This is a genomic window from Rhodoferax sp., assembly GCF_018063565.1.
Taxonomy (GTDB): domain Bacteria; phylum Pseudomonadota; class Gammaproteobacteria; order Burkholderiales; family Burkholderiaceae_C; genus Rhodoferax.
Genome location: NZ_JAGPBB010000057.1, coordinates 1 through 25,316 on the forward strand (window position 1 = coordinate 1; position 25,316 = coordinate 25,316).

At 57.9% G+C, this 25,316-nt stretch carries 17 protein-coding genes and 4 tRNA genes; 13 read left to right on the top strand and 8 right to left on the bottom strand.

The window, feature by feature from the left end; all coding sequences use genetic code 11:
• Positions 1-605 precede the first annotated feature (605 nt).
• Positions 606-2,408: a S8 family peptidase gene (locus KBF66_RS13180; protein ID WP_296657574.1), complete on the top strand. Its 1,803-nt coding sequence runs from the start codon at positions 606-608 to the stop codon at positions 2,406-2,408.
• A gap of 102 nt (positions 2,409-2,510) precedes the next feature.
• Here the strand turns inward: KBF66_RS13180 and KBF66_RS13185 are convergent, their stop codons facing one another.
• The 3 genes from KBF66_RS13185 to KBF66_RS13195 are packed head-to-tail and all read right to left on the bottom strand — an operon-like array spanning position 2,511 to position 5,113.
• Positions 2,511-2,927, bottom strand: a complete 417-nt coding sequence (locus KBF66_RS13185) for an RNA-binding S4 domain-containing protein (protein ID WP_296657577.1) — start codon at positions 2,925-2,927, stop codon at positions 2,511-2,513.
• A gap of 6 nt (positions 2,928-2,933) precedes the next feature.
• Positions 2,934-3,536, bottom strand: a complete 603-nt coding sequence (locus KBF66_RS13190; RefSeq protein WP_296657581.1) for a glutathione peroxidase — start codon at positions 3,534-3,536, stop codon at positions 2,934-2,936.
• Positions 3,537-3,544: 8 nt separating this feature from the next.
• Positions 3,545-5,113: a methyl-accepting chemotaxis protein gene (locus KBF66_RS13195; RefSeq protein WP_296657584.1), complete on the bottom strand. Its 1,569-nt coding sequence runs from the start codon at positions 5,111-5,113 to the stop codon at positions 3,545-3,547.
• A 258-nt stretch (positions 5,114-5,371) separates the two neighbouring features.
• Between KBF66_RS13195 and pap the strand changes: the two genes are divergently transcribed.
• The gene (gene pap / locus KBF66_RS13200; RefSeq protein WP_296657587.1) at positions 5,372-7,126 is read left to right on the top strand and encodes a polyphosphate:AMP phosphotransferase; all 1,755 of its coding nucleotides are present in this window, start codon (positions 5,372-5,374) and stop codon (positions 7,124-7,126) included.
• A 21-nt stretch (positions 7,127-7,147) separates the two neighbouring features.
• Here the strand turns inward: pap and hemH are convergent, their stop codons facing one another.
• Positions 7,148-8,254, bottom strand: a complete 1,107-nt coding sequence (gene hemH / locus KBF66_RS13205) for a ferrochelatase (RefSeq protein WP_296657592.1) — start codon at positions 8,252-8,254, stop codon at positions 7,148-7,150.
• A 9-nt stretch (positions 8,255-8,263) separates the two neighbouring features.
• Entirely contained in the window at positions 8,264-10,726 is a 2,463-nt protein-coding gene (locus tag KBF66_RS13210; protein ID WP_296657596.1) for a penicillin acylase family protein, read from the bottom strand.
• Positions 10,727-10,805: 79 nt separating this feature from the next.
• Between KBF66_RS13210 and KBF66_RS13215 the strand changes: the two genes are divergently transcribed.
• Positions 10,806-11,222 (top strand): YidB family protein, encoded by a 417-nt coding sequence (locus tag KBF66_RS13215; protein ID WP_296657599.1) that lies wholly within the window; start codon positions 10,806-10,808, stop codon positions 11,220-11,222.
• 13 nt (positions 11,223-11,235) lie between these two features.
• On the opposite strand, the gene hpnE is transcribed toward KBF66_RS13215, so the two are convergent.
• The 3 genes from hpnE to hpnC are packed head-to-tail and all read right to left on the bottom strand — an operon-like array spanning position 11,236 to position 14,362.
• The gene (gene hpnE, locus KBF66_RS13220) at positions 11,236-12,567 is read right to left on the bottom strand and encodes a hydroxysqualene dehydroxylase HpnE (RefSeq protein ID WP_296657601.1); all 1,332 of its coding nucleotides are present in this window, start codon (positions 12,565-12,567) and stop codon (positions 11,236-11,238) included.
• A 21-nt stretch (positions 12,568-12,588) separates the two neighbouring features.
• Positions 12,589-13,428: a presqualene diphosphate synthase HpnD gene (gene hpnD / locus KBF66_RS13225; protein ID WP_296657605.1), complete on the bottom strand. Its 840-nt coding sequence runs from the start codon at positions 13,426-13,428 to the stop codon at positions 12,589-12,591.
• A gap of 55 nt (positions 13,429-13,483) precedes the next feature.
• Positions 13,484-14,362 carry a squalene synthase HpnC gene (hpnC, locus tag KBF66_RS13230; RefSeq protein ID WP_296657625.1) on the bottom strand — a complete coding sequence of 293 codons (879 nt, stop codon included), beginning with the start codon at positions 14,360-14,362 and terminating at the stop codon, positions 13,484-13,486.
• Between the two features lie 104 nt (positions 14,363-14,466).
• Here hpnC and KBF66_RS13235 point away from each other — a divergent pair, with 104 nt between their 5' ends.
• From KBF66_RS13235 to KBF66_RS13280, 10 genes are all read left to right on the top strand, one after another.
• Entirely contained in the window at positions 14,467-15,651 is a 1,185-nt protein-coding gene (locus KBF66_RS13235) for an efflux RND transporter periplasmic adaptor subunit (protein ID WP_296657607.1), read from the top strand.
• 12 nt (positions 15,652-15,663) lie between these two features.
• A complete protein-coding gene (locus tag KBF66_RS13240) occupies positions 15,664-18,831 on the top strand; it encodes an efflux RND transporter permease subunit (RefSeq protein WP_296657610.1) in 3,168 nt (1,055 codons plus the stop codon).
• Between the two features lie 125 nt (positions 18,832-18,956).
• Positions 18,957-19,043, top strand: a tRNA-Leu gene (locus tag KBF66_RS13245).
• Positions 19,044-19,065: 22 nt separating this feature from the next.
• Complete coding sequence (tig, locus tag KBF66_RS13250) at positions 19,066-20,376, top strand: trigger factor (protein WP_296657614.1); 1,311 nt, start codon at positions 19,066-19,068, stop codon at positions 20,374-20,376.
• 122 nt (positions 20,377-20,498) lie between these two features.
• Positions 20,499-21,119 carry an ATP-dependent Clp endopeptidase proteolytic subunit ClpP gene (gene clpP, locus KBF66_RS13255; protein ID WP_296657617.1) on the top strand — a complete coding sequence of 207 codons (621 nt, stop codon included), beginning with the start codon at positions 20,499-20,501 and terminating at the stop codon, positions 21,117-21,119.
• Between the two features lie 5 nt (positions 21,120-21,124).
• Positions 21,125-22,387 (top strand): ATP-dependent Clp protease ATP-binding subunit ClpX, encoded by a 1,263-nt coding sequence (clpX, locus tag KBF66_RS13260; protein ID WP_296657619.1) that lies wholly within the window; start codon positions 21,125-21,127, stop codon positions 22,385-22,387.
• Between the two features lie 120 nt (positions 22,388-22,507).
• Positions 22,508-24,949 carry an endopeptidase La gene (gene lon / locus KBF66_RS13265; protein WP_296657622.1) on the top strand — a complete coding sequence of 814 codons (2,442 nt, stop codon included), beginning with the start codon at positions 22,508-22,510 and terminating at the stop codon, positions 24,947-24,949.
• Positions 24,950-25,012: 63 nt separating this feature from the next.
• Positions 25,013-25,088 (top strand) — tRNA-Gly (locus KBF66_RS13270).
• A 32-nt stretch (positions 25,089-25,120) separates the two neighbouring features.
• A tRNA-Gly gene (locus KBF66_RS13275) sits at positions 25,121-25,196 on the top strand.
• A gap of 46 nt (positions 25,197-25,242) precedes the next feature.
• Positions 25,243-25,316, top strand: a tRNA-Cys gene (locus tag KBF66_RS13280).

Genomic DNA, 25,316 nt, shown 5'->3' on the forward strand with positions numbered 1-25,316 from the left:
CCTTAGAACCTCGTTATGCCTAGCGTAGCGGGGTTTTTTTCGTTTTTGTATCTTTTGCGCTATCGATGAAATCTCACCCGCTTATTGTGAATTAAAGTTGAGTGTTGATCCTAGATCGGATTGCTGGAAAAGGGGCAAACATGACTTTGGCTGATGCGCAGATCGCGAACGCACGAAACACAGGCAGAACCAGAGAGCTCACAGATGGTGGTCGACCAATGCCTCAAATTGCCGCTAAGGTTCACCAATCGGGGTGCCTGGGTTACCCGATTGCTGGCAATCAGGGCGCCACGGGGTTTGCCAGTTGCTCCAGGATGGGTATCGTCCACACTCAGGACACGGATGCTAGAGCGATTGATTCCAGCAGCAGCGGACCAAGGAAAAGATTTTTGGCCTTCGCGATGCAATTGCTAGCTGTGGTATGCGTAGTCTTAAACACCGAGGCATTTGCAGACGACAAGCTCTCTCACCAAAAGGTGGCTGGCAGTGTCAACACGATCCTCGCAAACGCTGGCATAAGGCACGTGTCGCCGATGGTCAGTCCCCAAGAACCTCAAAGTTCGCCTGTGTTGCTGAGATCGGCGCTTGCTGCAAGTTCCCCACCCATGACAGACAATGTCAACGGTCTGATCGTTCGATTCAGTTCACTTGAAGCCAAGCTCTCTTCACGCAACAATCGACCACCACCACAAGCATTGATCGACGCTGTTATGAGTGCAGCCGACGTCGAGATTCAATTTGCTCGGGCGATGTCGATGGATTCGTTCGTATTCACCTTCGAAACACCCTTGAATTGGAGTAGCGCGCAGTTGGTCATTGAGCGCCTCAATCGATTGCCTGAGATTGAAAGAATCGATCCAGATTTTCATCACAAGCGGATGCTGACCCCCAACGACACACTCTGGCCTTTGCAATGGAATCTTCAAAGCGCGTTGAGTTTCGCAGGATCGGCTAACTTGAGGGCCGCCTGGGATACGACCCAGGGCAGCAGCAACACTGTCGTTGCAGTGGTGGATACCGGGGTGCGACCCCATGCAGACTTTTATCAGCGTCTGCTACCTGGGTACGACTTTGTTTCGGACATTGCCAATTCCAACGATGGCGATGGACGCGATGCCGACGCCAGAGACCCCGGCGACTGGGTTTCACCTGGAGAATGCAATGCAACAACCGGAAGTGACAGCTCCTGGCACGGGACCCATGTGGCTGGCATTATTGCCGCTTCGGGCAACGATTCAGACGGCGTTGTTGGCACCAACTGGAATGCCCGCATCCTACCGGTTCGGGTACTTGGAAAATGCGGTGGCACTGTGGCCGACATTGTCGACGGAATGAGTTGGTCGGCGGGCATCAACGTGCCGGGCGTACCAAACAATCCTAATCCGGCCAAAGTGATCAACATGAGCCTCGGTGGAATCAATCCTAATGGCTGCGCAAGAACACTCTATCAGGAGGCTATCAACCTGATTAAGTCCAAAGGGGTGCTGATCATCGTGGCGGCAGGCAACGACAACACCGAGGCAGCCAGCTTTGTGCCCGCAACTTGCGACGGCGTCATGACCGTTGGTGCTGTTGGTCCAACTGGATACCGGGCAAGCTACAGCAATTACAGCAAACAGTTCAAGGTTGACATCTCGGCACCCGGCGGAGACCAGCGATTTGGTGAGGAATACGGCATCTTGTCAAGCGTCAATTCTGGCGCGACATTCCCACAATCCTCTGACCATGGCTACAAGCAGGGCACCAGTATGGCAGCTCCTCATGTGGCAGGCATCGCATCATTAGCCCTGGCCTTGGATGAAAAAATTGCTCCCGAGTTGTTGCAATTAAGTCTGTTGTTAGCGAGTCGGAGTTTTCCTGACCAGTCGACATGCTCGACTGATTATCCGTTGTGTGGTCTTGGCATTGTTGACGCTGAAAATACTCTGAAGGCTGTGATGGCACTTAAACCTTACTCCCTGGTGTACGAGTTTTTCAATGTCGACTCCAAGCATTATTTTAGAACCAGCAACGCAGATGAGTCAGCCTACGTATTGATCGGCTTTGCTGGCAGTGGATGGGTCGATACCCAGGACTATTTTCTTGTCTGGAGAGATGCTTCGCAAGGCGCAGTGCCGGTCTGCCGGTTTTATTCCCCTGGTGCCAATTCACATTTCTTTACCGCAAATGTTCAGGAATGTGAATTCGTCAAAAGTAACCCAGACTGGAGATATGAAGGTATCGCCTATTTCGTTAAACAACCGGTCGACGGGGTTTGCCCAGCTGATACACGACCGATTTATCGTGCCTATAACAATCGGTGGATGTTCAACGATTCAAACCATCGCTTCACCACGGATATGGGTGTGATCGACGAACTTGTCGCCAATAAGTGGGTGTTTGAAGGCGTTGCAATGTGCGGTGCCTAGCAAGTTTATCGGTAAAGACGCGCTAAATTACGGCAGTAATCTTGGGCTTGGAAACAGCACCACAATTTTGTGCAGTTGGATTTAAATGTGAAGTTTTTCACTTCATCTGTCCACTGAAGCGCTCCAGCGGGTGTCCCATTCTCCTGCGCGCAACTTGTCTCCAGTTCTTCGTTCCCGCTTGGTGGGGCGGCCCCGCGAATGCGCCAGCGCCGGCTCCGGTGCCAGACGCCGCTGTTGAGCTGCCTGCAGCCGCAGACGCTGGGACTGCTCAGTCTCCTGGTAAAGCAGCGCAGCGATGGACGCAGGGCCGCGTTTGTCGCTGACCTGCAGGACCGTCACGGTACGGGTGATATCACCGGTTCGAACCTGAACCAGATCGTCGGCTTTGACTTCCCGCGATGGTTTGGCGACTGCATCATTGATCAGCACACGGCCTTTGTCGATTTCGTCACAGGCCAAACTGCGGGTCTTGAAAAACCTGGCCGCCCACAGCCACTTGTCGATGCGCAGTTTCTCCATCAACAGTTACAACAGTTTTTCAATATCTGCGACAAGGCCACTGCTCTGCGGGCTGGTCATGCTGTTGTAACTGTTGACAACCTTGCCGGATCGGTCAACCAGGTATTTGTAGAAGTTCCACTTGGGTGTGGTACCGGTCGCTTTGACCAATTGGCTGTACAGCGCATTTCTGCCGGTCCCAGTGACCACCGTTTTGGCGAACATCGGGAACTTCACGGCATAGGTGTTAAAACAAAAGTCGGCAATTTCCTTGTTGGAGCCGGGTTCCTGTTTGCCGAAGTCATTGGTTGGAAAGCCCAGCACGACCAAGCCCCGGGCTTGGTATTTGCTATAGAGTGCCTCGAGGCCCTCGTACTGCCCGGTAAAGCCACAGTAACTCGCTGTGTTGACAATCAAAACCACCTTGCCGGCAAACTGGCAAAGATCCTGGGGTGCTTCATCCTGCAAACGGTTAAAACTGTGACTCAGGATAGCAGGGCAGCCATTGGCCCCGATTTGTTCGCCTGCCTGCGCTTGGCACGTCAGGGCAGACAACAACCACAGAAGAATCAGGCGGTATCTCTGGCATAGCTGCCAGGTGGTTCGCCAGATGACTGGCATTTTGTTCATGACGTGGATTACGATCGACCGATCAATTTTCGTGACGAATTCTGTTCGGCAACTTTGAATGTGCCAACCACGGCTTCCAGGTGTTCGGCCTGATTTTGCATGGACTGGGCCGCAGCTGCAGCCTCTTCGACCAGTGCCGCATTCTGCTGGGTGACCTGATTCATCTCGTCGATGGCACTGCCGATCCGGCTGATGCCACTGGTTTGCTCAGCACTGGCGGTTGACATGTCGGCCATGATTTCGGTCACGTGCCGAATGCTGTCGACGATGTCGTTCATGGTGCTGCCAGCTTGCTGAACCAGCGCGCTGCCGGCCTCGACCTTGTTGACCGAGTCACCAATGAGTGCCTTGATTTCCTGCGCGGCATCGGCTGACCGTTTAGCCAGGCTGCGAACCTCCGCTGCCACCACGGCAAAGCCTCGACCTTGCTCACCGGCTCGGGCGGCCTCAACGGCAGCGTTGAGCGCCAGGATATTGGTCTGGAACGCAATGCCGTCAATCACGGCAATGATGTCGACGATGCGTTTGGAAGACGTATTGATGGACGCCATGGTATCAATGACACCTGACACCACTGTCCCGCCGCGAAGCGCCACATCAGACGCGGATTGCGCCAACTGGTTCGCACGGCGTGCGTGATCAGCGTTTTTGTTGACCGCCGCGGTGACTTCAACCATCGATGCCGCCGTGGTCTCCAGCGAACTGGCTTGCATTTCGGTTCGGTTGGACAAATCAAGATTGCCACTGGCAATGTCGCTGGAAGCACTGAAAATGGCATCGGTTCCGGTGCGTACCTGCCGCACAATACCCTCAAGACTTGAGTTCATGTCTTTGAGCGCCTGCTGCAACTGTCCCATTTCATTGCTCGATCGGACTTCAACCTGCTGCGTCAGATCGCCGGCGGCAATGCCGCGGGCAACGTTGACGCAATACTCGAGCGGTTGCGTCACAACCCGGCGAATGAACGGATAAATCAGCATCAATACCGGGATGCAGGTGATCAACGCGGCCAGGATGGATTTCAGGCGCTGGTCAGCCAGACTGGCATTGACCTTGTCAAGTGAGACTTTCATGCTGACCACGCCCAACACGGTTCCTTCTGCGGCTGCATGACAGGTGGTGCAATCTTTACCCAGCGAGTTTTTCGAAGCCAGAGTCGGTCTGACGGCGCGCAGGTATTCACCCTTGGCATCGGACTCCACCACGGTGATGGCTTTGCCTGAACTCATGACCTGCTGCTCAAGTGCATCCGGGTGCGAGTCATCCTTTGCGGTGCCAGGGCCATAAATCTTGACAACGGCTTCACTGCGCAATACCCGTACGTCCCGAATGGCTCCCAACTGCTTGACCTGATCGAGAAAAACATCGCGTTGGGCGACGGTGCCAGTAACCATCATGCCGGTCAGGCCCGCCATGGTGGCGTCGTGCAGGCTGCTGGAAAAATCGGTGGCCTGATCCAGGGCTGCCTGACGCGTGGTATGACCCTGCCAGATGATGACCCCGGTCCATACAACCAGTAACGCAGCGGCGACGGTTGTAAGTAGTTGGACCCAAATTTTGTACCTGGTGGCTTGCACGACTTAGATTCCTTGCGATAAGACTGCCAACGTCAAACTCAACCCGCTTTGGCCGGATCTTACTCCTTTCGCTATCAATAGAAGACCGATTGATAGTAGACCGGGTCTAACCTGTAGGCTCTATTTCGGTCGTTCTTGATGCTCCTGCAAAAGTCACGACGCCCGGACCATCGGCTTTGGGCCCGCGCTATCATTGAAACAATGGTGCAGGAGGACCCTGGAGCGCTTGTTTTGTTATTCAATCCCTGAAAGGTCACTATGTTTGAATCAGTCGAGCTTGGTCACAAACTGGAGAAGTCGGCGTTTCGCGCAGCGGTTCCGGTGTTACGAGCGGCCCTGCAAGAGGCACAGGCAGAGTTGTTTACCCAACGCAAGTTTCCGGTGGTGGTGCTGATCAGTGGGCAGGACGGTGCGGGCAAAGGTGAGACCATCAACGTCTTGTACGAATGGATGGATCCGCGGTTTCTGTCGACCTTGGCATTTTCAGAGCCGAGCGACGAAGAGTTGTCGCGTCCGCCCATGTGGCGCTACTGGCGCAGCCTGCCGCCCAAGGGGCGAATGGGCATTTTTGCTGGTTCCTGGTATTCCGATCCGATTCGTGAGCGTATTCAGGGTGAGATATCGCTCAAGGAATTTGATGCCCGAGCGCAACAGATCAACCGCTTTGAGGAAATGCTGGTCAATGAAGGGGCGCTGGTACTCAAGTTCTGGTTCCATTTGACCAAGGATGGTCAGCGCGCACGCCTGAAAGCGCTGGAGTCTGATCCACGCACCGCCTGGCGCGTGACCCAATGGAACTGGGACCGCCTGAAAACCTACGACGAGCTGCAAGATGTGGCGGGGCACTTGCTGCGCATCACCAATACGGCGGCAGCACCCTGGGTGTTGGTGGAGGGAACCGATGACCGTTATCGCTCCCTCACTGTCGGGCAGGTGCTGTTGGACGCTTTGAAGAGCAGACTGGCCAATCCGGGGCGGCCACAGACACCTGCAGCCCCCATGGTTCGGGTCAATCTGGATGGGCGCAATGTGTTGTCAGAACTTGACCTCACCCGCAGTCTGCCCGAGAACGCGTACAAAGACGAGTTGGCAAAATGGCAGGGGCGGTTGTCGGAGCTGGTACGCGACCCGCGCTTCAAGAATCGCTCTCTGGTCTGTGCGTTTGAGGGGGCTGATGCCGCGGGCAAGGGTGGGGCGATACGCCGCATCACGGCGGCGCTCGATGCACGGCAGTATCAGGTGACACCGGTGGCGGCACCGACAGAGGAAGAAAAAGCGCAGCCCCATTTGTGGCGTTTCTGGCGCCATCTGCCGCGGCACGGTCAGGTGGCCATATTTGACCGCACCTGGTATGGCCGGGTACTGGTCGAACGGGTAGAGGGCTTTTGCACCGAGAACGACTGGTTGCGCGCCTATACCGAAATCAACGACTTTGAGCACGAAATCATCGAAGCCGGGGTGATTGTGATCAAGTTCTGGTTGCAGATCAGCCAGGAGGAGCAACTCAGACGTTTTCAGGAGCGTGAGCAAATCGAATTCAAGCGTTTCAAGATTACCCAGGAAGACTGGCGTAACCGCGAGAAGTGGAACGATTATCAGGTGGCCATCTGCGACATGGTGGAGCGCACCAGCACCGGCAATGCACCATGGACGCTGGTGGAAGCGAATGACAAAAACTACGCACGGGTAAAAATCCTGCGGACCGTATGCCAGCGACTGGAAGCAGAATTGACCGGGCGCAGCGCCGCCAGTGCCAGCTTGAATAAAAAGCCTGACGGCAAATCCGACAAAGTCAAGCAGACCGATAAGTCGGGCAAAGAAGAGCGTGCCGACAAGGTGAGCAAGGGCGACAAGTCCGTCAAGGAACAGAAAGTTGCCAAACCCGTGAAAACGAACGGTGTGACCAAGGCCGCACCGGTGCCGCCAGCGCTGACCACACTTCAGCCACCACAAGCCTCGGCGCCGGCGGAGGTGCCGCCCGCGCCTGTCCGACGCAGTCGGGCCAGAAGCTGACGTTTGGCGGCTGGCCTGAACTTATTGCCCGGCCCCCATCGCGATCGCGCGCTCCTGCGTGGCCCGCAGCTCGGCGCTGGGGTCATGGCGTCGGGTTGGCCAGCCACCGAGGTGCTGTGTGCTGATCTCACACAAGGCGGTGATCCAGGCCGGGTCGTCGTTGAGGCAGCCAATGTAATGAAAACTCTCACCACCGGCCGCCAAAAATGCAGCGCGGGCTTCCATGTTGATTTCTTCGAGTGTTTCCAGGCAATCACTGGTGAACGCAGGGCAAATCACATCCACCCGCTTGACGCCTGACTTTCCCATGGCGATCAAGGTGGGTTCGGTGTAGGGCTCCAGCCACTTGGCTCGCCCAAGTCGGGATTGAAACGTGACTTTGTACTGCGCTGAGCTCAGGCCCAGGTTTTCAGCCAATAGTCGGGCAGTTTTCATGCATTCACAGTGGTAGGGATCACCCAGATGCAGCGTGCGCTCAGGAACCCCGTGAAAACTCATCACCAGCACATCCGGTTGACCATTCTCGCGCCAGTACTTTTGCACCCCTGCAGAAAGCGCACCAATGTAGCCGGGATCGTCGTGATAGTGGTTCACAAAGCGCAATTCCGGGATGCGGCGGGTTCGACCCGCCCATTGGTATACCGCGTCAAACAGGCTGGCGGTGGTGGTTGCTGAATACTGAGGGTAGGCGGGCAAGATCAGTATGCGGGTGGTGCCCATTGCTTGAAGCGCATCCAATTGGGAAGCAATGGACGTAGCGCCGTAGCGCATGGCGTAACGCACCTGCACGTCGTGACCACGCTGCGCCAACCAACCCTGCAGCAGTTTGGCCTGCTTCTCAGTCCAGATCTTCAGCGGTGAGCCGTCTCGGGTCCAGATGCTGGCATATTTGGCTGCAGATTTGGCCGGTCGGGTCCGCAAAATAATGCCGTGCAAGATCATTAGCCAGATCAGCCGCGGAATCTCGACCACACGCGGATCACCCAGAAATTCAGCCAGATAGCGACGCACGTCGGCTGCGGTTGGTGCATCCGGGGTACCCAGATTGCAATACAGCACCGCAGTGTGGGCGGGCTGGTTATGGGTAAACGGAGGTTCTTTGGCGAATGGGGACTGAAATAGGCTCATGCGCCATTTTCACCCACCACCTCGACCTGGTGCGGGTTGGGGGTTTGCGGGTGTGAGTGTCAGCGTGCTGCGGGTGTTGGCTGCGACATCGGGCTCGCTCAGGAATTGCGGCATATAGCCACCCACCATGTAGGCCGCCGCCTGATCTTTGTAGTGGCGATCAAACAACACACCACTTTGCCCCACCGGATTGATGCCACGAGCTTGCGCGGCATCTGCAAAGTCGACCACCCGCCGGGTGGATGGCCCAAATTTCACCGCCCAGGGGGCGGGGCCGATTGGCGTGCCGAGGTTGTTGGGTACCTCACGCCCGCCGGGTGCCGCAAATGGGCCGACATTGAACAGCCTGTCCAGTGGTTTCTGTCCGGCCAGAGGATGGACGTGGGTCAACGTGTGGGCATTTCCCCAGCCCCAGTCATTGGGGCTTTTACCCAGCGATTGTTTGAGGTGGCTGATGCTGGCGCGCCATGCCACGCGCATGATGTCTTTGCGGGTTTCCACCTTGTCGGTATGGGCGATGTCCCACCAGGGGGATGTTTCATCGGCGACCAGGCGTGGCAGTGCCTGGTCCAGTGCACGGGTTGCCAGCAGGTTCTTGAACTGATCTTCACCCAGTTCGTCTGCCATGGCGGCGTGGGCAATCTCGTACAACAGCTGGGTGAATACCGTGGGCGGAATATTGAGCAAGGTGTATTGACCGTCCCATTGCGTCAGGCTGTCAAACACTGAGCGCTCCAAAGGTTCGCGTACCACATCACTGAGTACGGGCAGCAGGGGTTCAAGCACTCGCCAAAAGTAACCGGTCTGGGTACTGAGCTGCAAGGACTGGGAATTCAGCGCGTTCCACTGCAGGTTGTCGTTGCCCAGCCGATCTTCAAGCGCCTGCGCCCGGTCGGGCAGGTTGTAGTAGCCTGCGATTGGCAATCCACTGGTCGATACCGGCTGATGATTGGCCGACACGATATAGCCCCGCGAGGGGTTCTCTTCCTGGGGATTGTCACTGAAACGGTAATAGCCCAGCTTGTCGGACTCGCTGGTCTCGCCGTCGAGGATGAAGGCCGGATTCACGCCGGGCGGGCGAATCGGCAGTCTGGCTGCCGCCCACCAGCCGATGTCGCCTTTGGCATTGGCCCACACCACATTCAGCCCGGGAGCATGGATCTTGCTGGCTGCGCTGCGGGCTTTGGCCAAGGTATCGGCGCGGTTGAGTTCGTAAAACGCCTCCAGCAGAGGATTCTCGGTTTCCAGGAAGGTCCACCACAAAGCCACCGGTGCCTCACCCAGCGACTCGCGAAACGCGCTGCTGATGATGGGTCCGTGAGGGGAGCGCTGCAGCGTCAGCTCCACGGGTCTGGCTCCCTTGACCAGAATGGTCTCCTTGCGGCTCTCTAGTTCCACCCATTGGCCATTGATCTTGACTTGGGTCGGCTTGAACGGATTGACGGTTTCTGCGATCAGATCCATGTCGTCGTTCTGGAACATCGTCAGGCTCCAGCCAAAACGCTGGTTGTGACCCAATAAAGCCATCGCATTCAATGCCTGAAAATGTCCATACAGCTCAAAGCCAGGGGCGTTGAGGTGCGCCTCATACCAAACGGCGGGCAGGGCAAAACCGATGTGCGGGTCACCGACCAGCATCGGTTTGCCGCTGGACGTGCGCTGGCCCGACACCGCCCAGGCATTGCTACCCTCGAACCAGGGCACGGCAGCCACCTCCAGCGCCTGCTGACTGACCTGTGCCAGTTGGCTCAGATCGCGCCAGTCAGGTTTGGCAGAGGCCGTGCGAGCCGGACTCAGCACGCCCAGCGGATTCCAGGCCAAGTCGAAAATATCGAGGTATTTGGCATCCAGTTCGTCATGGATGAAGCTCAGCACGGGCTCTGTTTTGATCGCTGCCGCGAAACTGTAGGCCAGGTAACCTGTTACCGCCACCGTGTCTTGCAAGGTAAACGCCCGCTTGGGGATGCCTGCAAGGTCAAATTCCATTGGTGCTGGGTGGCTGGCTTGAAACTGGTTGATGCCATCCAGGTAGGCCAATTGCACCTGCGTGGCCAGGCTGTTGGGGTCCATTCTGGCCACCACTTTCTCGGCGTGATCGCGCAAACCCAGCGTGCGAAACACTCGGTCAAGCTTGAGCAATTTGGAACCCAAAACCTCGGCCAGTTCACCGCGCGCCAGTCGGCGCACCATTTCCATCTGAAACAGCCGATCCTGCGCGTGCACAAAACCCAGCGTACGGTACAGGTCCGGTTCATTGGCTGCGGTGATATGCGGCACGCCGCGCTCGTCATAACGCACGCTGACAGGGGCGCTCAACCCGCTCAGCAGGATTTTGCCTGAGCGCTCTGGCAACTTGGTCAGCACATACCAGAATCCACCCGCTCCAGCCAGCAGCAGCCCCACCGTCAGCAATGCCGCCAGCAGCGCGAGCACGCGCCTGGTGAGTCTGGCTGGAGGGAGATGAATCTTCATGCGTTGATCATAAAGCGATCGACCTGCCAGAACTCCGCGCGAACGGCATAATCCGCCACCTATTCAACAGGAGGTCATCATGGGTTTGTTCGATTCAGTGGTCAGTGCCGTCAGTAGCCATGTGCAGCAGCAGGGTGGCATTGCCAATGTGCTCAGCGATCTGCTGGCGAATAATGGCGAACTAGGTGGGCTCAACGGTCTGGTGGCCAAATTTAACCAGGCGGGTTTGGGTGATGTGGTGGGTTCATGGATTGGCACCGGTGAAAACCAGCCCATTTCGGCTGACCAACTGTCCGGCGTGCTGGGGTCAGATGTGCTGGGCAAGGCAGCCAGTCAGTTGGGTCTTGACTCGTCACAATTGTCCGGCCAGCTGTCTGCCATGCTGCCAGGTTTGATTGACAAGCTCACGCCCAACGGCACAGCACCGCAAGCCGGGCTGGGCAATGCCAGCGATTTGATGGGCATGCTGGGCGGGCTCTTGTCCAAGAACGCCTGAGGTCCAAGTCACGCTAATCTGTCGTCAAAGCGGCGCAGACGGTTTCGCCACTGCGGATGGCGCCCTCCAGCGTGGCGGGGTAAGGCCCTGCCACGTAGTCGCCACAGGCTACCAGCCCGTGGGCGATGCGTTGGGCGGGCCTTTGCAGCCCGGGTGTGCAGGCGAAGGTCGCTCGTTTCTCCACCACCGTTTGAATGGCTTGCAGCGTCAGTCCGAGCTGTGTGCGGGCTTGCTCCAGCACCTGTTGCTGGAGGTGCGCCCGATCGCCTCGGGCGGCACTGACCACAAACGCCAGCAGACCGGCCGGGCCGCCCAACCGGGCACGGTCAAAAACGAACTGCGCGGGATTGGCGGCATCGCTGCGTAGCGCCAACATCGGCAGCGGCAGGCGTGCTTGTGGTCCATAGGCGTAAACCGTGGCAATCGCTTCAAACGACAGTGAATTGGCCAAAGCTGCCCATTGAAGGCATTTTGTTGCTATGCCATTTGTATCATGCTCGGCATACTGAATAAGCGCTTGAGCCGCATTTGAAGCTGAAGTTGCGAGTACAAGTGCGTCATACTGGTGTAGGCCCGGTAACGCCTCAGTGCTGCTGACGCCGAGTTGCCAGGCTCGACCATCGTGTCGCCAGCTGTGTACTCTGGCATGGCGCCAAACCTGGCCGCCATGCCGAAGCAACCAGCGCTCAGCCGAATCCGGAAACAGCTGGCTCAGATCGGTTTTGGGGATTAACAGGTGGGAACCCCTTCGCTCGCCGAACAGCGCGTCTTGCAGCACGCGCAGAAAAACACGGGCGCTGGCCTGCTCTGCCGGTGTGTTGAGCGCGGACACACACAGCGGCTCGATCAGTTCTGCCCGTACCCGGTGAGTCAGCCCCTGACACAGGCAGGCAACGGTCAGCTCCGGCGCGCAGTTGAATCCATGGAGCCGCCAGGCGATGGCATGGCGCAGCAGCGAGACTCTGTCAGCCCAGACCCAGCCCCGCGCCTGCAGAATCGCGCCGAATGCATCGAGCCCAGTGGGCCAATCTGGGAAACGCAGGCCCAGGCCATCCGGGAACTGCAGTGTCATGGGCAAATCGAGCAGCATCTGAGTCGTTTCAACGCCGACCGTTCGCATCAGCCGCTGGGTTGCGCTGTAGGCCCCAATCAGAATGTGCTGGCCGTTGTCGAGCACGCCTTCACTGCCATCCGGCAAGGTGGCTCGGATGGCCCTGGCCCGTCCGCCCAGGGTACCACCCGCCTCGAAAACTGTGACCAAATGGCCCGCCTGGGTGGCCACAACGGCCGCAGCAAGCCCGGCCCAGCCGCCACCGATGACGGCCAGCTTCAGGTGGGTGACCATGGTTTGACCTGCCTCATCGCGTCACAGTCGACCCAGCGCCTGTACTTTCCAGGCCAGCCAGAACTTGCGCAAAGGCGTCAGACTGATGCGTTGATGCAGGACGGCGAACTGTTCCTTCTCGATTTCATGCAGCAGTGCCCGGTAAATGCTGGCCATCATCAAGCCTGGCTTTTGAGCGCGCCGGTCAGCTGCGGGCAACAGTGCCAAGGCCTGTTGGTACAGGCTACGGGCACGCTGTGCCTGGAACTGCATCAGCGCGGTAAAACGATCGGAATACTGGCGCGACAAGATCTCCTGGGCCGTCACGCCGAACTGTTTCAAGTCACTCATCGGCAGGTAAATGCGGCCCCGCATGGCGTCTTCGCCCACATCACGGATGATGTTGGTCAGTTGCAGTGCCTGACCCAGCGTGTGCGCATAGGTGGTGGTTTGCGGCTGGGTTTGGCCAAAAATCTGCGCGGCCACTTCACCCACCACACCGGCTACCAGATGGCAGTAACGTTGCAGACCGGCGATGTCGAGGTAGCGGGTCTGGTTCAGGTCCATTTGGCAACCTTCGATCACCGCTTGCAAATGACGCTCGGCGATGCCGAACTCAGGCGCCAGTGGCAGCAGCGCCTGCAGCACCGGGTGACTGGGCTGGCCGGCGAAAGCCTGCGCGACCTCGGTCTGCCACCAGGCCAGCTTGGTGGCGGCCACGCCGATATCGGTGGCGTCATCCACCACGTCGTCCACCTCCCGGCAAAAAGCATAAAAGGCGGTGATGGCAGCGCGCTTTTGTGCTGGCAAAAACAAAAAGGCGTAATAAAAACTGCTGCCAGACGCGGCAGCTTTTTGAGAAACGTAGTCTTGCGGTGTCATGCGGTTGGGGTGGGCTGGGCTTGAGTTTAAGGGCCTGCTGCGACTGTTGGCAGGCTCACATCCACAGCGCCCGCCACAGTATGGTGGGTGCGTCACGAAGGGTCAGTTTGGGGCGGCTGCGCCAGGTGGCGTAACCCAGGGCTTCAATCTTGTCAAGGATACGCAAGCCGCCTTGCACGACCAGCCGAAGTTCCCAGCCGGCGCGCCCGGGAATGTGATGCACCAATTGAGCCCCATCGAGCATCATGGCCCTTGCAGATCGTGTGTATGCTGCGATCAAGTCCGCTGCATTCCGGGAGTCGCTGGTGGGCAGCAGGTCGGCCTCTTGCACGCCGTGGCGTGCCATCGTTTGCACACTTGGGTACCAGCGCGCACGCGCCACATCGACGCGCACATCCTGCCAGAAGTTGATGAGTTGCAAGGCGGTGCAGATGGCATCGCTGTGCGCCAGTGCGCTTGCATCCTGGATGCCGTACAGGTGTAACAACAGCCGTCCAACTGGGTTGGCTGAGCGTTGGCAATAGCTCAGCAACTCGGCGTCGTCACGGTAGCGCCGCTGGTCTGCAGTGAAACGGACATCCTGTTCGAACGCGTCGAGCAGGTCGGTCAGCAAGTTCAAAGGCAGTTGGTGGGCACTGATCACCTGAGCCAAGGGTGCAAAGACCGTTGCCCAGCGCCCGGTGACCGGCGCCGACGGGTCGGCGGCCACCATCAACTCCGCGCGGTAGGCTTGCAAGTCCGACAGCCGGGTGGTGGTGCTCGCTTGGCCTTCATCGGCCAGATCGTCGGCAGTGCGGGCAAAGTGGTAAATGGCGGCCACGGCCGAACGCAGATGTGACGGGCATAACCAGGAAGCCACTGGAAAATTCTCGTAATGCCGGATCGGCGCCACCGTCAGTGGGCATGGTGCGGTCGTTGGTGCTTGGCTTTGGATTGGCACTGGGACAAGATGAGTGGGGTCGATTGACAAGTTGTCAATTGGCTCTAGAATTAATAACCAACTGGTCAGTAACAGGTGAAACTTTCGGAAATGTTGTCATGAATCGTTTGAAATTGCGCACCCGGTGTGTCGGTTTGGGTCTGACTATAGCGGCTGCCTGCCTGTTGGTGGCGTGCACCAAGCCTGAGGCACCTGCCGAGCCGATCCGCTCGGTCAAGGTGGTGACGGTCGGACTGCAGCGGGCGCAAGCCGGGCTGGAATATGCCGCTGAGGTCCGGGCACGGGTCGAGTCGCGGCTGGGTTTTCGGGTCGCTGGCAAGCTGATCGAGCGCCCGGCCGAGCTGGGCCAGCGCGTGCGCGCTGGCCAGGTGCTGGCGCGGCTTGACGCGCAAGACCTCAAGCTGGCCGCCGACGCGGCGCGAGCCCAGGTCGCTGCGGCATTGACCAACCGTGACCTGGCAGCCGCTGATTTCAAACGCTATGAGTCGCTCAGGGCGCAAAACTTCATCAGCGGTGCCGAGCTGGAGCGGCGCGACACCACGCTCAAGGCGGCCCAAGCTCAACTGCAGGCGGCGCAGGCGCAATCCACCGCCCAAGGCAACCAGAGCAGCTATGCCACCCTCAGCGCAGATGCATCAGGCATCATCACCGCGGTGCTGGCTGAGCCGGGTCAGGTGCTCTCGGCCGGAACGCCGGTGCTGCAACTGGCCCAGGACGGCGCACGCGATGCGGTGTTTGCGGTACCCGAAGACAAACTCGCAGCCCTGCGCCTGGGTGCACCGGCGCTGGTGCGCAGTTGGTCGAGCAACAGCAGCGTCAACGCCTTGGTGCGCGAGGTGGCCGCCAGCGCCGACCCGGTCACGCGCACCTTTGCCGTCAAGGTGGCGTTGCCAGCAGGCAGCGACTGGCCGCTGGGCAGCACGGTGACGGTGTTGCCCGCCGCCTTGCAGCACACGGGTGCACAGGTGATCAAACTGCCTACCAACGCGCTGCGCCAGGAGGGGCAGGGTACGGCGGTATGGATTCTGGATAGCGCGACCATGACGGTGAAATCGCAATCCGTGCAGGTCGCCACCGCCGACGGCAATGAGGTGGTGATCAGCGCGGGCCTGCAACCAGGCATGCAGGTGGTGGTGGCAGGTGTGCATGTGTTGTCGCCGGGGCAAAAGGTAACGCTTTACAAGGAAAAACAGCCTCCAGCGCTTACCAGTCAAGCGCAGACAGCTACTAATGCGGTAGCTTCTAGCGCCGCAACAGGTGCCCGCGCCGCGGCCTCAAACTAAGGGGCCAGCACCATGTCCGAAACCCATTTGCACCCTGAAAAGGGCTTTAACCTGTCGCGCTGGGCGTTGGAGCACGCGCCCTTGACCCGATTCTTGATGATTGTGCTGATGGTGCTGGGGGCGACCAGCTACTTTCAGCTCGGCCAGGACGAAGACCCGCCTTTCACCTTTCGCGCCATGGTGATACACGCCTATTGGCCCGGCGCCAGCGCCCAGCAGATGGCCGAGCAGGTCACCGACAAGCTGGAACGCACGCTGCAAGAGGTGCCTTTTGCCGACAAGATCCGCAGCTATTCCAAACCCGGCGAGTCGCACATCATCTTTCAGATCAAGGACTTTGCGCGCGGGGCCGAAGTGGCCAACGTCTGGTACCAGACGCGCAAAAAAATTGGCGACATGCGCGGCACGCTGCCCCAGGGCGTACTCGGTCCATTTTTCAACGACGACTTTGGCGATGTGTTTGGCGTGATCTACGCGCTGCAGGCGCCGGGCTTCAGCTACGCCGAGGTGAAAACCTTTGCCGATGAGGCGCGCCAACAACTGCTGCGCGTGCCCGATGTGGCCAAAGTGGAACTGTTTGGCGATCAGCCAGAGAAAATCTTTATCGAAATCTCGCAAAAGCGGCTGGCACAGCTCGGGCTGGACATGAATGCGGTGCTGGCGCAGCTCAGCGGGCAAAACGCGGTCGAGGCCGCCGGCACGGTCCAAACACCGCAAGACGTGGTGCAGGTACGCGTGGCAGGTCAGTTCAACTCGGTGGAAGACCTGCGCGCCCTGCCGATTCGTGGTGCTGATCGACAAATACGGCTGGGCGACATTGCCGAGATCAAACGCGATTACGTCGATCCGCCAACGGTCAAGGTACGCTTTCAGGGCGACGAGGTGATTGCACTGGGCGTGTCGATGACCAAGGGTGGCGACATCATTGCGCTGGGGAAATCGCTCAAGCTTGCTGCCACACAGATCGAAAAAGGCTTGCCGCTGGGAGTGACGCTGGCGCAGGTGCAAGACCAGCCCAAGTCGGTGGCGACCTCGGTCAACGAGTTTGTGCGCGTGCTGATTGAGGCGGTGGCCATCGTGCTGGCGGTCAGCTTTATCAGCCTCGGATTGCACAAGCGCGAGGGCGTCCATCCGTGGCACAGGCGCTGGACGCTGGACATGCGCCCCGGACTGGTGGTGGGCATCACCATTCCGCTGGTGATGGCGATGACTTTTCTGGCGATGCATTACTGGGGCATCGGACTGCACAAAATCTCGCTGGGGTCGCTGATCATCGCGCTGGGCTTGCTGGTGGATGATGCCATCATCGCGGTGGAAATGATGGTGCGCAAGATGGAAGAAGGTTATGACAAGGTGCGCGCTGCGACTTTTGCCTACGAGATCACCGCCATGCCGATGCTCACCGGCACGCTGATTACCGCCGCCGGTTTTTTGCCGATTGGTATTGCCAAGTCGATGACCGGCGAGTACACCTTTGCGATTTTTGCCGTGACGGTGATTGCGCTGTGCCTGAGCTGGATCGTCTCGGTGTATTTTGTGCCCTACTTGGGTGTGCGTTTGCTCAAGGTCCCGCCACATGTGGTGGCGCACGCCGAGCAGGGCGGCGCGGCGGATCATGAGCACGATATGTACGACACGGCTTTTTACCGGGCGTTTCGCCGCGCGGTGAATGCCTGTGTGCGCCACCGCTGGATCACCATTGGTGTCACGTTGGCGCTGTTTGGCCTGGGGATTGCCGGCATGGGTCGAGTGCAACAACAGTTTTTTCCGGATTCAAGTCGCCCGGAAATTCTGGTGGACTTGTGGTCGGGCGAGGGCAGTTCATTTGCAGCGACTGAAGCTGTCGCCAAAAGGGTCGAGGCACGGCTGATGGCCGAGCCCGGTGTGCTCTCAGTCACCCAGTGGGTGGGCTCGGGCGTACCGCGGTTTTATTTGCCGCTGGAGCAGATTTTTCCGCAGACCAATGTGTCGCAACTGATTGTGGTGCCCAAAGATTTGCCAACGCGCGAGGCGCTGCGACGCAGCCTGCCCGCCGTGCTGGCGCAGGAGTTCCCTGAGGTGCGCGGCCGCACCACGCTGCTGGCCAACGGTCCACCGGTGCCCTATCCGGTGCAGTTTCGGGTGGTGGGCTCAGACCCGGTGCTGCTGCGCCAGTATGCCGACGAGGTCAAGGCCGCCATGCGCGCCAGCGCTAACACGCGGGGCGTGAACGACAACTGGAATGAATCGATCAAGGTCATGCGCCTGGAGGTGGACCAAACCAAGGCGCGCGCGCTGGGCGTGTCAAGCCAGTCGATCGCCCAGGCTGCCAAAACCATTTTGAGCGGATCGACCGTCGGCCAGTACCGCGAGGGCGACCGGCTGATCGACATCGTGCTGCGTCAGCCGCTCGACGAGCGCAACGCAATCACCGACATCGCCAATGCCTACCTGCCCACCGCCTCGGGCAAATCCGTGCCGCTCACCCAAATTGCCCGCCCGGTGTTCACCTGGGAGCCCGGCGTGATGTGGCGCGAGGGGCGCGATTACGCCATCACCGTGCAAAGCGACATTGCCGAAGGGCTGCAAGGGGCAACCGTAACGAATCAGTTGTTGCCGCAACTGCGCGCGCTGGAGGCCAGGTGGGCACAGGGCGGGCAGGGCCAGTACCGCATCGATGTGGCCGGTGCCGTGGCTGAAAGCTCCAAAGGCTCGGCCTCGATCGTCGCCGGGGTGCCGGTGATGCTGTTCATCACCTTCACGCTGTTGATGTTGCAATTGCACAGCTTTAGCCGCGCCATGCTGGTGTTTCTGACCGGGCCGCTTGGCATTGCGGGCGTGGCGGGGGCGCTGTTGTTGTTGAACCGGCCGTTTGGCTTTGTCGCGCTGCTTGGGGTGATTGCGCTGATGGGCATGATCCAGCGCAACTCGGTGATTCTGATCGACCAGATCGAACAGGACCGCGCGCGCGGTGTGCCTGCCTGGGAGGCGATTGTCGAGTCCGCGGTGCGCCGTCTGCGCCCGATTGTGCTGACTGCAGCCGCCGCCGTGCTGGCCATGATTCCGTTGAGTCGCTCGGTGTTCTGGGGCCCGATGGCGGTGGCCATCATGGGCGGGCTGATAGTGGCCACGGTGCTGACGCTGCTGGCACTGCCAGCCATGTACGCTGCCTGGTTCAGGGTGACGGAGCAGACCCGATAGGGTTTGTTGGTATCCCTGAGATCGTGAGTTTGGTCAACGGCGCGACAAAAAGCAGTGTTTCAACGGGTTAAAATCACGGGCTAACCAATATTCAGGGGTGGTTCATAACCACCCCCTTTTAATTTGCGCGGGTGGCGAAATTGGTAGACGCACCAGGTTTAGGTCCTGACGGTAGCAATACTGTGCGGGTTCGAGTCCCGCCCCGCGCACCACACCAACTTTTGGAGATTTTTCATGGCCGTTGCAGTAGAAACCCTAGACAAGCTTGAGCGCAAGATGACTTTGAGCTTGCCAGTTGGCACCATTCAGTCCGAAGTGACCGCCCGCCTGAAGAAGTTGGCGCGCACGGTGAAGATGGATGGTTTTCGTCCGGGCAAAGTGCCGATGAACGTGGTCGCGCAACGCTATGGTTATTCGGTGCAGTATGAAGTCATGAACGACAAGGTGGGTGAGGCCTTTTACACGGCCGCCAACGAGGCTCAACTGCGCGTCGCGGGTCAGCCAAAGATCAACGAGAAAGAGGGTGCCGGTGAGGGTGAGATGGCGTTTGAGGCCGTGTTTGAAGTGTTCCCCGAAGTTCAGATTGGAGATTTGTCCACTGCCTCGGTCGAGAAACTCACAACCGAGGTTTCGGATGCGGCCATTGCCAAGACCATCGAGATCCTGCGCAAGCAGCGGCGTACTTTTTCGCTGCGTCCGCACGAGGCGGCAGCGCAGGAGGGCGACCGCGTGGTGGTTGACTTTGAAGGCAAGATTGATGGTGAGCCTTTTGCCGGTGGCAAAGCCGATGATTTTCAGTTCATCCTGGGCGACGGTCAAATGCTCAAGGAATTTGAAGAGGCCACGCGTGGGCTCAAGTTGGGCGAAAGCAAGACTTTCCCGCTGGTGTTTCCGGCGGACTACCATGGTAAAGAGGTGGCTGGCAAGACCGCTGATTTCATGGTGACGGTCAAGAAGATCGAGGCGGCTCATCTGCCTGAGGTCAACGAAGCCCTGGCCAAGTCGCTCGGTATCGCCGACGCTTCGGTCGATGGCCTGCATGCTGACATCAAGAAAAATCTGGAGCGCGAGGTCAAGTTCCGTCTGCTGGCGCGCAACAAGACGGCAGTGATGGATGCACTGGTGGCCAAAGCTGAGCTGGACTTGCCCAACGCCAGCGTTCGCGCCGAGATCGAGCGTCTGCTGGAGGCGGCACGTGCCGACCTGAAGCAACGTGGGGTCAAGGACGCTGACAAGGTTGAAATCCCCGATGACGTGTTTCGTCCGCAAGCAGAGCGTCGTGTTCGCCTCGGTCTGGTGGTGGCTGAATTGGTGCGTGCCAACCAACTGCAGGCCACCATGGAACAGATCAAGGCACATGTCGAGGAGCTCGCTGCCAGCTACGAAAAACCGGCCGAAGTGCAGCGCTGGTATTTCAGTGACAACAAACGCCTGGCTGAGGTGGAAGCCATTGTGCTGGAGAACAATGTCACCAACTTTGTTATGTCCAAGGCACAGGTCACCGAGAAGGCTGTTTCGTTTGATGAGCTGATGGCGCAGAACTGATATTTCGAGCGGTGATCACACGCTGGGGCTTGCGCCGAGACGTGACGGTCTGGCTGACAAGCCCTTTTTGCTTGCGGGTTGGTGTTTTTTAGCTAAAGTTGGCCAAGTTTTAAGGAGTCGAAATGAACCATCCCAGGGGTGCAATGGATATTCAAGGTTTGGGCATGGTGCCCATGGTGATCGAACAGTCGGGGCGTGGTGAGCGCTCCTATGACATTTATTCGCGCTTGCTCAAGGAGCGGGTGATTTTTATGGTGGGTCCCGTCAATGACCAGGTGGCCAATCTGGTGGTGGCACAACTGCTGTTTCTGGAGAGTGAGAATCCCGATAAGGACATTTCGTTTTACATCAACTCCCCCGGTGGATCCGTCAGTGCCGGGATGGCCATTTTTGACACCATGAATTTCATCAAGCCAGAGGTTTCAACTCTGTGCATCGGTATGGCGGCTAGCATGGGGGCGTTTTTGCTGGCAGCAGGCGCCAAGGGCAAACGGTTCTCCCTACCCAACTCCAAAATCATGATTCACCAGCCGTCGGGTGGCAGTCAGGGGCAGGCCACCGAGATCGAGATTCAGGCGCGCGAAATTCTAAAAACCCGTGAGCAACTCAATCGAATCCTGGCCGATTGCACTGGTCAACCGCTGGAGCGGATCGAGCGCGATACCGAGCGCGACTATTACATGTCAGCACAAGAGTGCAAGGACTACGGTCTGATTGACCAGGTTATCTCGAAAAGGGCATAGTTCTCATGGCCGAAAAAAAAGGCTCCTCGGGTGAAAAGACCCTGTATTGTTCGTTTTGTGGCAAGAGCCAGCACGAAGTCAAAAAGCTGATCGCCGGGCCGTCTGTTTTCGTTTGCGACGAGTGCATCGACTTGTGCAATGAGATCATTCGTGACGAGTTACCACCGTCAACCGAGACTGTAGGTAACAAGGACCTGCCCACGCCCGCAGAAATCAAGGCCAATCTTGACAACTATGTCATTGGTCAAGATACCGCCAAACGTATTCTGGCGGTGGCAGTCTACAACCATTACAAGCGGCTGCGGCATCAGGATAAGGCTGCCAAGGACGATGTGGAACTGTCCAAAAGCAACATCCTTCTGATCGGTCCGACTGGTTCCGGCAAGACTTTGCTGGCGCAAACGCTGGCGCGGATGCTGGATGTCCCCTTTGTGATGGCAGACGCGACAACGCTGACCGAAGCCGGTTATGTGGGCGAAGATGTCGAAAACATTGTGCTCAAACTGCTGCAAAGTTGCAATTACGAGGTAGAGCGGGCGCAACGTGGCATTGTCTACATTGACGAAATTGACAAAATTTCGCGCAAATCGGACAACCCGTCCATCACCCGTGATGTGTCGGGTGAGGGGGTACAGCAGGCCTTGCTCAAGCTCATCGAAGGCACCATGGCCAGTGTGCCACCACAGGGCGGGCGCAAGCACCCCAACCAGGATTTTGTGCAGGTCGATACCACCAACATTCTGTTCATTTGTGGTGGCGCATTCGCCGGTCTTGAAAAGGTCATTGACAACCGTACCGAGTCATCAGGCATAGGCTTCGGTGCTGCGGTCAAGAGCAAGCAGAACCGCAATCTGACCGAGGTATTCAAGGAGGTTGAACCCGAGGATCTGATCAAGTTTGGCTTGATCCCGGAGCTGGTGGGTCGTATGCCAGTCGTTGCGACGCTGGGTGAACTGTCCGAGGAAACACTGGTGCAAATTCTGACAGAGCCGAAAAACGCATTGGTCAAGCAATACACCAAGCTGCTGTCGATGGAAGGTGTCGGGCTGGAGATACGTCCGGCGGCACTGAAGGCGATTGCCCGCAAAGCTTTGGCGCGCAAGACGGGTGCCCGAGGCCTGCGTTCGATTCTCGAATTGGCGCTGATCGACACCATGTTTGATCTGCCCAATGCCACCAATGTTGAAAAGGTTGTGGTGGAAGAGTCCACCATCGACGAAAACAAGGCGCCGTTGCTGGTTTACCACGAGCTTGCCAAGAAAGCCTGATGAACCGGACTTTTGAGGTGGTTTTGTTACCTCATGTTCGGTGGCACTTTGTTCATAATCGGTTGCCACTTGAAAAGTGGCCCCGTTGCTCCACATTCCCCAGGTATTTAAGGACGTCATATGTCGGGTCATACCCCTTTGCCTGCTACACCGCTTGATCTACCATTGTTGCCGCTGCGCGATGTGGTGGTTTTTCCACACATGGTGATTCCGTTGTTTGTCGGTCGCCCCAAAAGCATCAAGGCGCTTGAGGCGGCCATGGGTTCAGACCGGCGCATCATGTTGGTGGCACAGAAGGCCGCTGCCAAAGATGACCCACTGGTCACGGACATGTTTGCGGTGGGTTGCATTTCCACCATATTGCAGATGCTCAAGTTGCCCGACGGCACCGTGAAGGTGCTGGTTGAAGGTCAGCAGCGCGCCCAAGTTGATCACATTGATGACGGCGAGTCGCATTTCACGGCGAGTATCACCCCGATGCCAGTGGCCACCGAGCCCGAGGCAAAACAGCGTGGCAAAGCCAGCGAGGTCGAGGCCCTGCGCCGTGCGGTGATGCAACAGTTTGACCAATACGTCAAGTTGAACAAAAAAATACCGCCCGAAATCCTCACCTCGATTTCGAGCATTGACGATTCCGGGCGTTTAGCCGACACCATCGCTGCCCATTTGCCGCTGAAACTCGACAGCAAGCAGGCGGTGCTGGAATTGTCTGGCATCAAGGAGCGCCTGGAAAATCTGTTTGAGCAGATCGAACGCGAAGTTGACATTCTGAATGTTGACAAAAAAATTCGCGGCCGCGTCAAGCGACAGATGGAGAAAAACCAGCGCGACTTCTATCTCAATGAGCAGGTCAAGGCGATCCAGAAGGAACTGGGTGAAGGTGAAGATGGTGCTGATATCGAAGAAATAGAAAAGAGGATCAAAGCCGCCAAGATGCCCAAGGAAGCTTTGAAAAAGGCTGAGGGAGAGTTGAAAAAACTCAAATTGATGTCACCCATGTCGGCCGAGGCGACAGTGGTGCGCAACTACATTGATGTGTTGACCGGCTTGCCCTGGGCCAGCAAAACCAAAATTAAACACAATTTGACGAACGCCGAACAGGTACTCAACGAAGACCACTATGGTCTTGACAAGGTGAAGGACCGGATTCTCGAGTACCTGGCAGTTCAGCAGCGGGTGGATAAAGTCAAGGCGCCCATCTTGTGCCTGGTTGGGCCGCCTGGCGTTGGAAAAACCTCGCTCGGGCAATCGGTTGCGAAAGCGACCGGGCGCAAGTATGTGCGGATGGCCTTGGGTGGCATGCGCGACGAGGCCGAAATTCGTGGCCATCGCCGCACCTACATTGGGGCCATGCCGGGCAAGGTATTGCAAAGTCTGACCAAGGTGGGTACTCGTAACCCCTTGTTCTTGCTCGACGAAATCGATAAGTTGGGGACAGATTTCCGTGGTGATCCTTCAAGCGCGTTGCTGGAGGTACTGGACCCGGAACAGAACCACAAGTTTGCCGATCACTACGTTGAAGTGGATTTTGATTTGAGCGATGTGATGTTTGTCGCCACATCGAACTCGATGAACATTCCGCCGGCCTTGCTGGACCGCATGGAAGTGATTCGCCTGTCGGGATATACCGAGGACGAAAAAACCAATATTGCCCTCAAGTATCTGCTGCCCAAGCAACTCAAGAACAATGGTGTCAAGACCGAGGAGCTGGCAGTTACGGAGGATGCCGTGCGGGGCATCGTGCGCTACTACACCCGGGAAGCAGGTGTGAGATCGCTGGAGCGCGAGATCTCCAAGATCTGTCGCAAGGTGGTCAAGGGCCTGCAACTCAAAAAAATGAAGGCGCAGGTGCTTGTGAATGCGGAAAACCTGAATGATTTTCTGGGTGTTCGCAAGTACGATTTTGGTCGTGCAGAGAAGAAAAATCAGGTGGGCCAGGTGGTTGGATTGGCCTGGACTGAGGTGGGTGGTGACCTGTTGACCATCGAAGCTGCCATGATGCCGGGTAAAGGGGTCATCACGCGCACTGGCTCTCTGGGCGACGTGATGAAGGAGTCCGTCGAGGCGGCACGCACTGTGGTACGCAGCCGTTCACATCGGTTGGGCATCAAGGACGAATACTTCGAGAAACGCGATATCCATATTCACGTCCCTGATGGCGCGACACCCAAAGACGGCCCCAGCGCCGGCGTGGCGATGACGACCGCGTTTGTATCGGCCATGACCGGTATCCCGGTGCGCTGCGATGTTGCCATGACCGGCGAGATTACCTTGCGTGGCGAGGTGACTGCCATTGGCGGCTTGAAAGAGAAACTGCTCGCAGCCTTGCGCGGGGACATCAAGACCGTCCTGATCCCTGAAGAGAATGCGAAAGATTTGCAGGACATTCCAGAGAACGTCAAAAACGGTCTGGAGATCGTGCCGGTGCGCTGGATCGACAAAGTACTTGAAATTGCGTTGGTTCATATGCCGACGCCATTGCCGGAAGATGAGCCTGTGGCCGCGGTGGTGCCGGATGTTGCTGTGGCAGGTTCGGCGACAACGGAGTCGGTCAAACACTGAGCGTGTTTTGTCGGGCGTCCAAGTCGACAAAGGTAAAATCACGCTATAATTTAGGGCTTGAATGCGGGAATAGCTCAGTTGGTAGAGCGCAACCTTGCCAAGGTTGAGGTCGAGAGTTCGAGACTCTTTTCCCGCTCCAGATGGTTTTTGGGGCGCAGTTTTTGTGCCTTTGCGGGAATAGCTCAGTTGGTAGAGCGCAACCTTGCCAAGGTTGAGGTCGAGAGTTCGAGACTCTTTTCCCGCTCCAGATTTCATAAAGGGAAGCCTCTGCTTCCCTTTTTTGTGACAAGTTTGGCGCGATAGCAAATCGGTTATGCAACGGATTGCAAATCCGTCTAGCCCAGTTCGACTCTGGGTCGCGCCTCCA

Excerpts from the sequence above, each read along its gene's own strand:
- KBF66_RS13180 (WP_296657574.1), top strand. The coding sequence starts at position 606 with ATGACAGACAATGTCAACGGTCTGATCGTTCGATTCAGTTCACTTGAA.
- KBF66_RS13185 (WP_296657577.1), bottom strand. The coding sequence starts at position 2,927 with ATGGAGAAACTGCGCATCGACAAGTGGCTGTGGGCGGCCAGGTTTTTC.
- KBF66_RS13190 (WP_296657581.1), bottom strand. The coding sequence starts at position 3,536 with ATGAACAAAATGCCAGTCATCTGGCGAACCACCTGGCAGCTATGCCAG.
- pap (WP_296657587.1), top strand. The coding sequence starts at position 5,372 with ATGTTTGAATCAGTCGAGCTTGGTCACAAACTGGAGAAGTCGGCGTTT.
- hemH (WP_296657592.1), bottom strand. The coding sequence starts at position 8,254 with ATGAGCCTATTTCAGTCCCCATTCGCCAAAGAACCTCCGTTTACCCAT.
- KBF66_RS13210 (WP_296657596.1), bottom strand. The coding sequence starts at position 10,726 with ATGAAGATTCATCTCCCTCCAGCCAGACTCACCAGGCGCGTGCTCGCG.
- KBF66_RS13215 (WP_296657599.1), top strand. The coding sequence starts at position 10,806 with ATGGGTTTGTTCGATTCAGTGGTCAGTGCCGTCAGTAGCCATGTGCAG.
- hpnE (WP_296657601.1), bottom strand. The coding sequence starts at position 12,567 with ATGGTCACCCACCTGAAGCTGGCCGTCATCGGTGGCGGCTGGGCCGGG.
- hpnD (WP_296657605.1), bottom strand. The coding sequence starts at position 13,428 with ATGACACCGCAAGACTACGTTTCTCAAAAAGCTGCCGCGTCTGGCAGC.
- KBF66_RS13235 (WP_296657607.1), top strand. The coding sequence starts at position 14,467 with ATGAATCGTTTGAAATTGCGCACCCGGTGTGTCGGTTTGGGTCTGACT.
- KBF66_RS13240 (WP_296657610.1), top strand. The coding sequence starts at position 15,664 with ATGTCCGAAACCCATTTGCACCCTGAAAAGGGCTTTAACCTGTCGCGC.
- tig (WP_296657614.1), top strand. The coding sequence starts at position 19,066 with ATGGCCGTTGCAGTAGAAACCCTAGACAAGCTTGAGCGCAAGATGACT.
- clpP (WP_296657617.1), top strand. The coding sequence starts at position 20,499 with ATGAACCATCCCAGGGGTGCAATGGATATTCAAGGTTTGGGCATGGTG.
- clpX (WP_296657619.1), top strand. The coding sequence starts at position 21,125 with ATGGCCGAAAAAAAAGGCTCCTCGGGTGAAAAGACCCTGTATTGTTCG.
- lon (WP_296657622.1), top strand. The coding sequence starts at position 22,508 with ATGTCGGGTCATACCCCTTTGCCTGCTACACCGCTTGATCTACCATTG.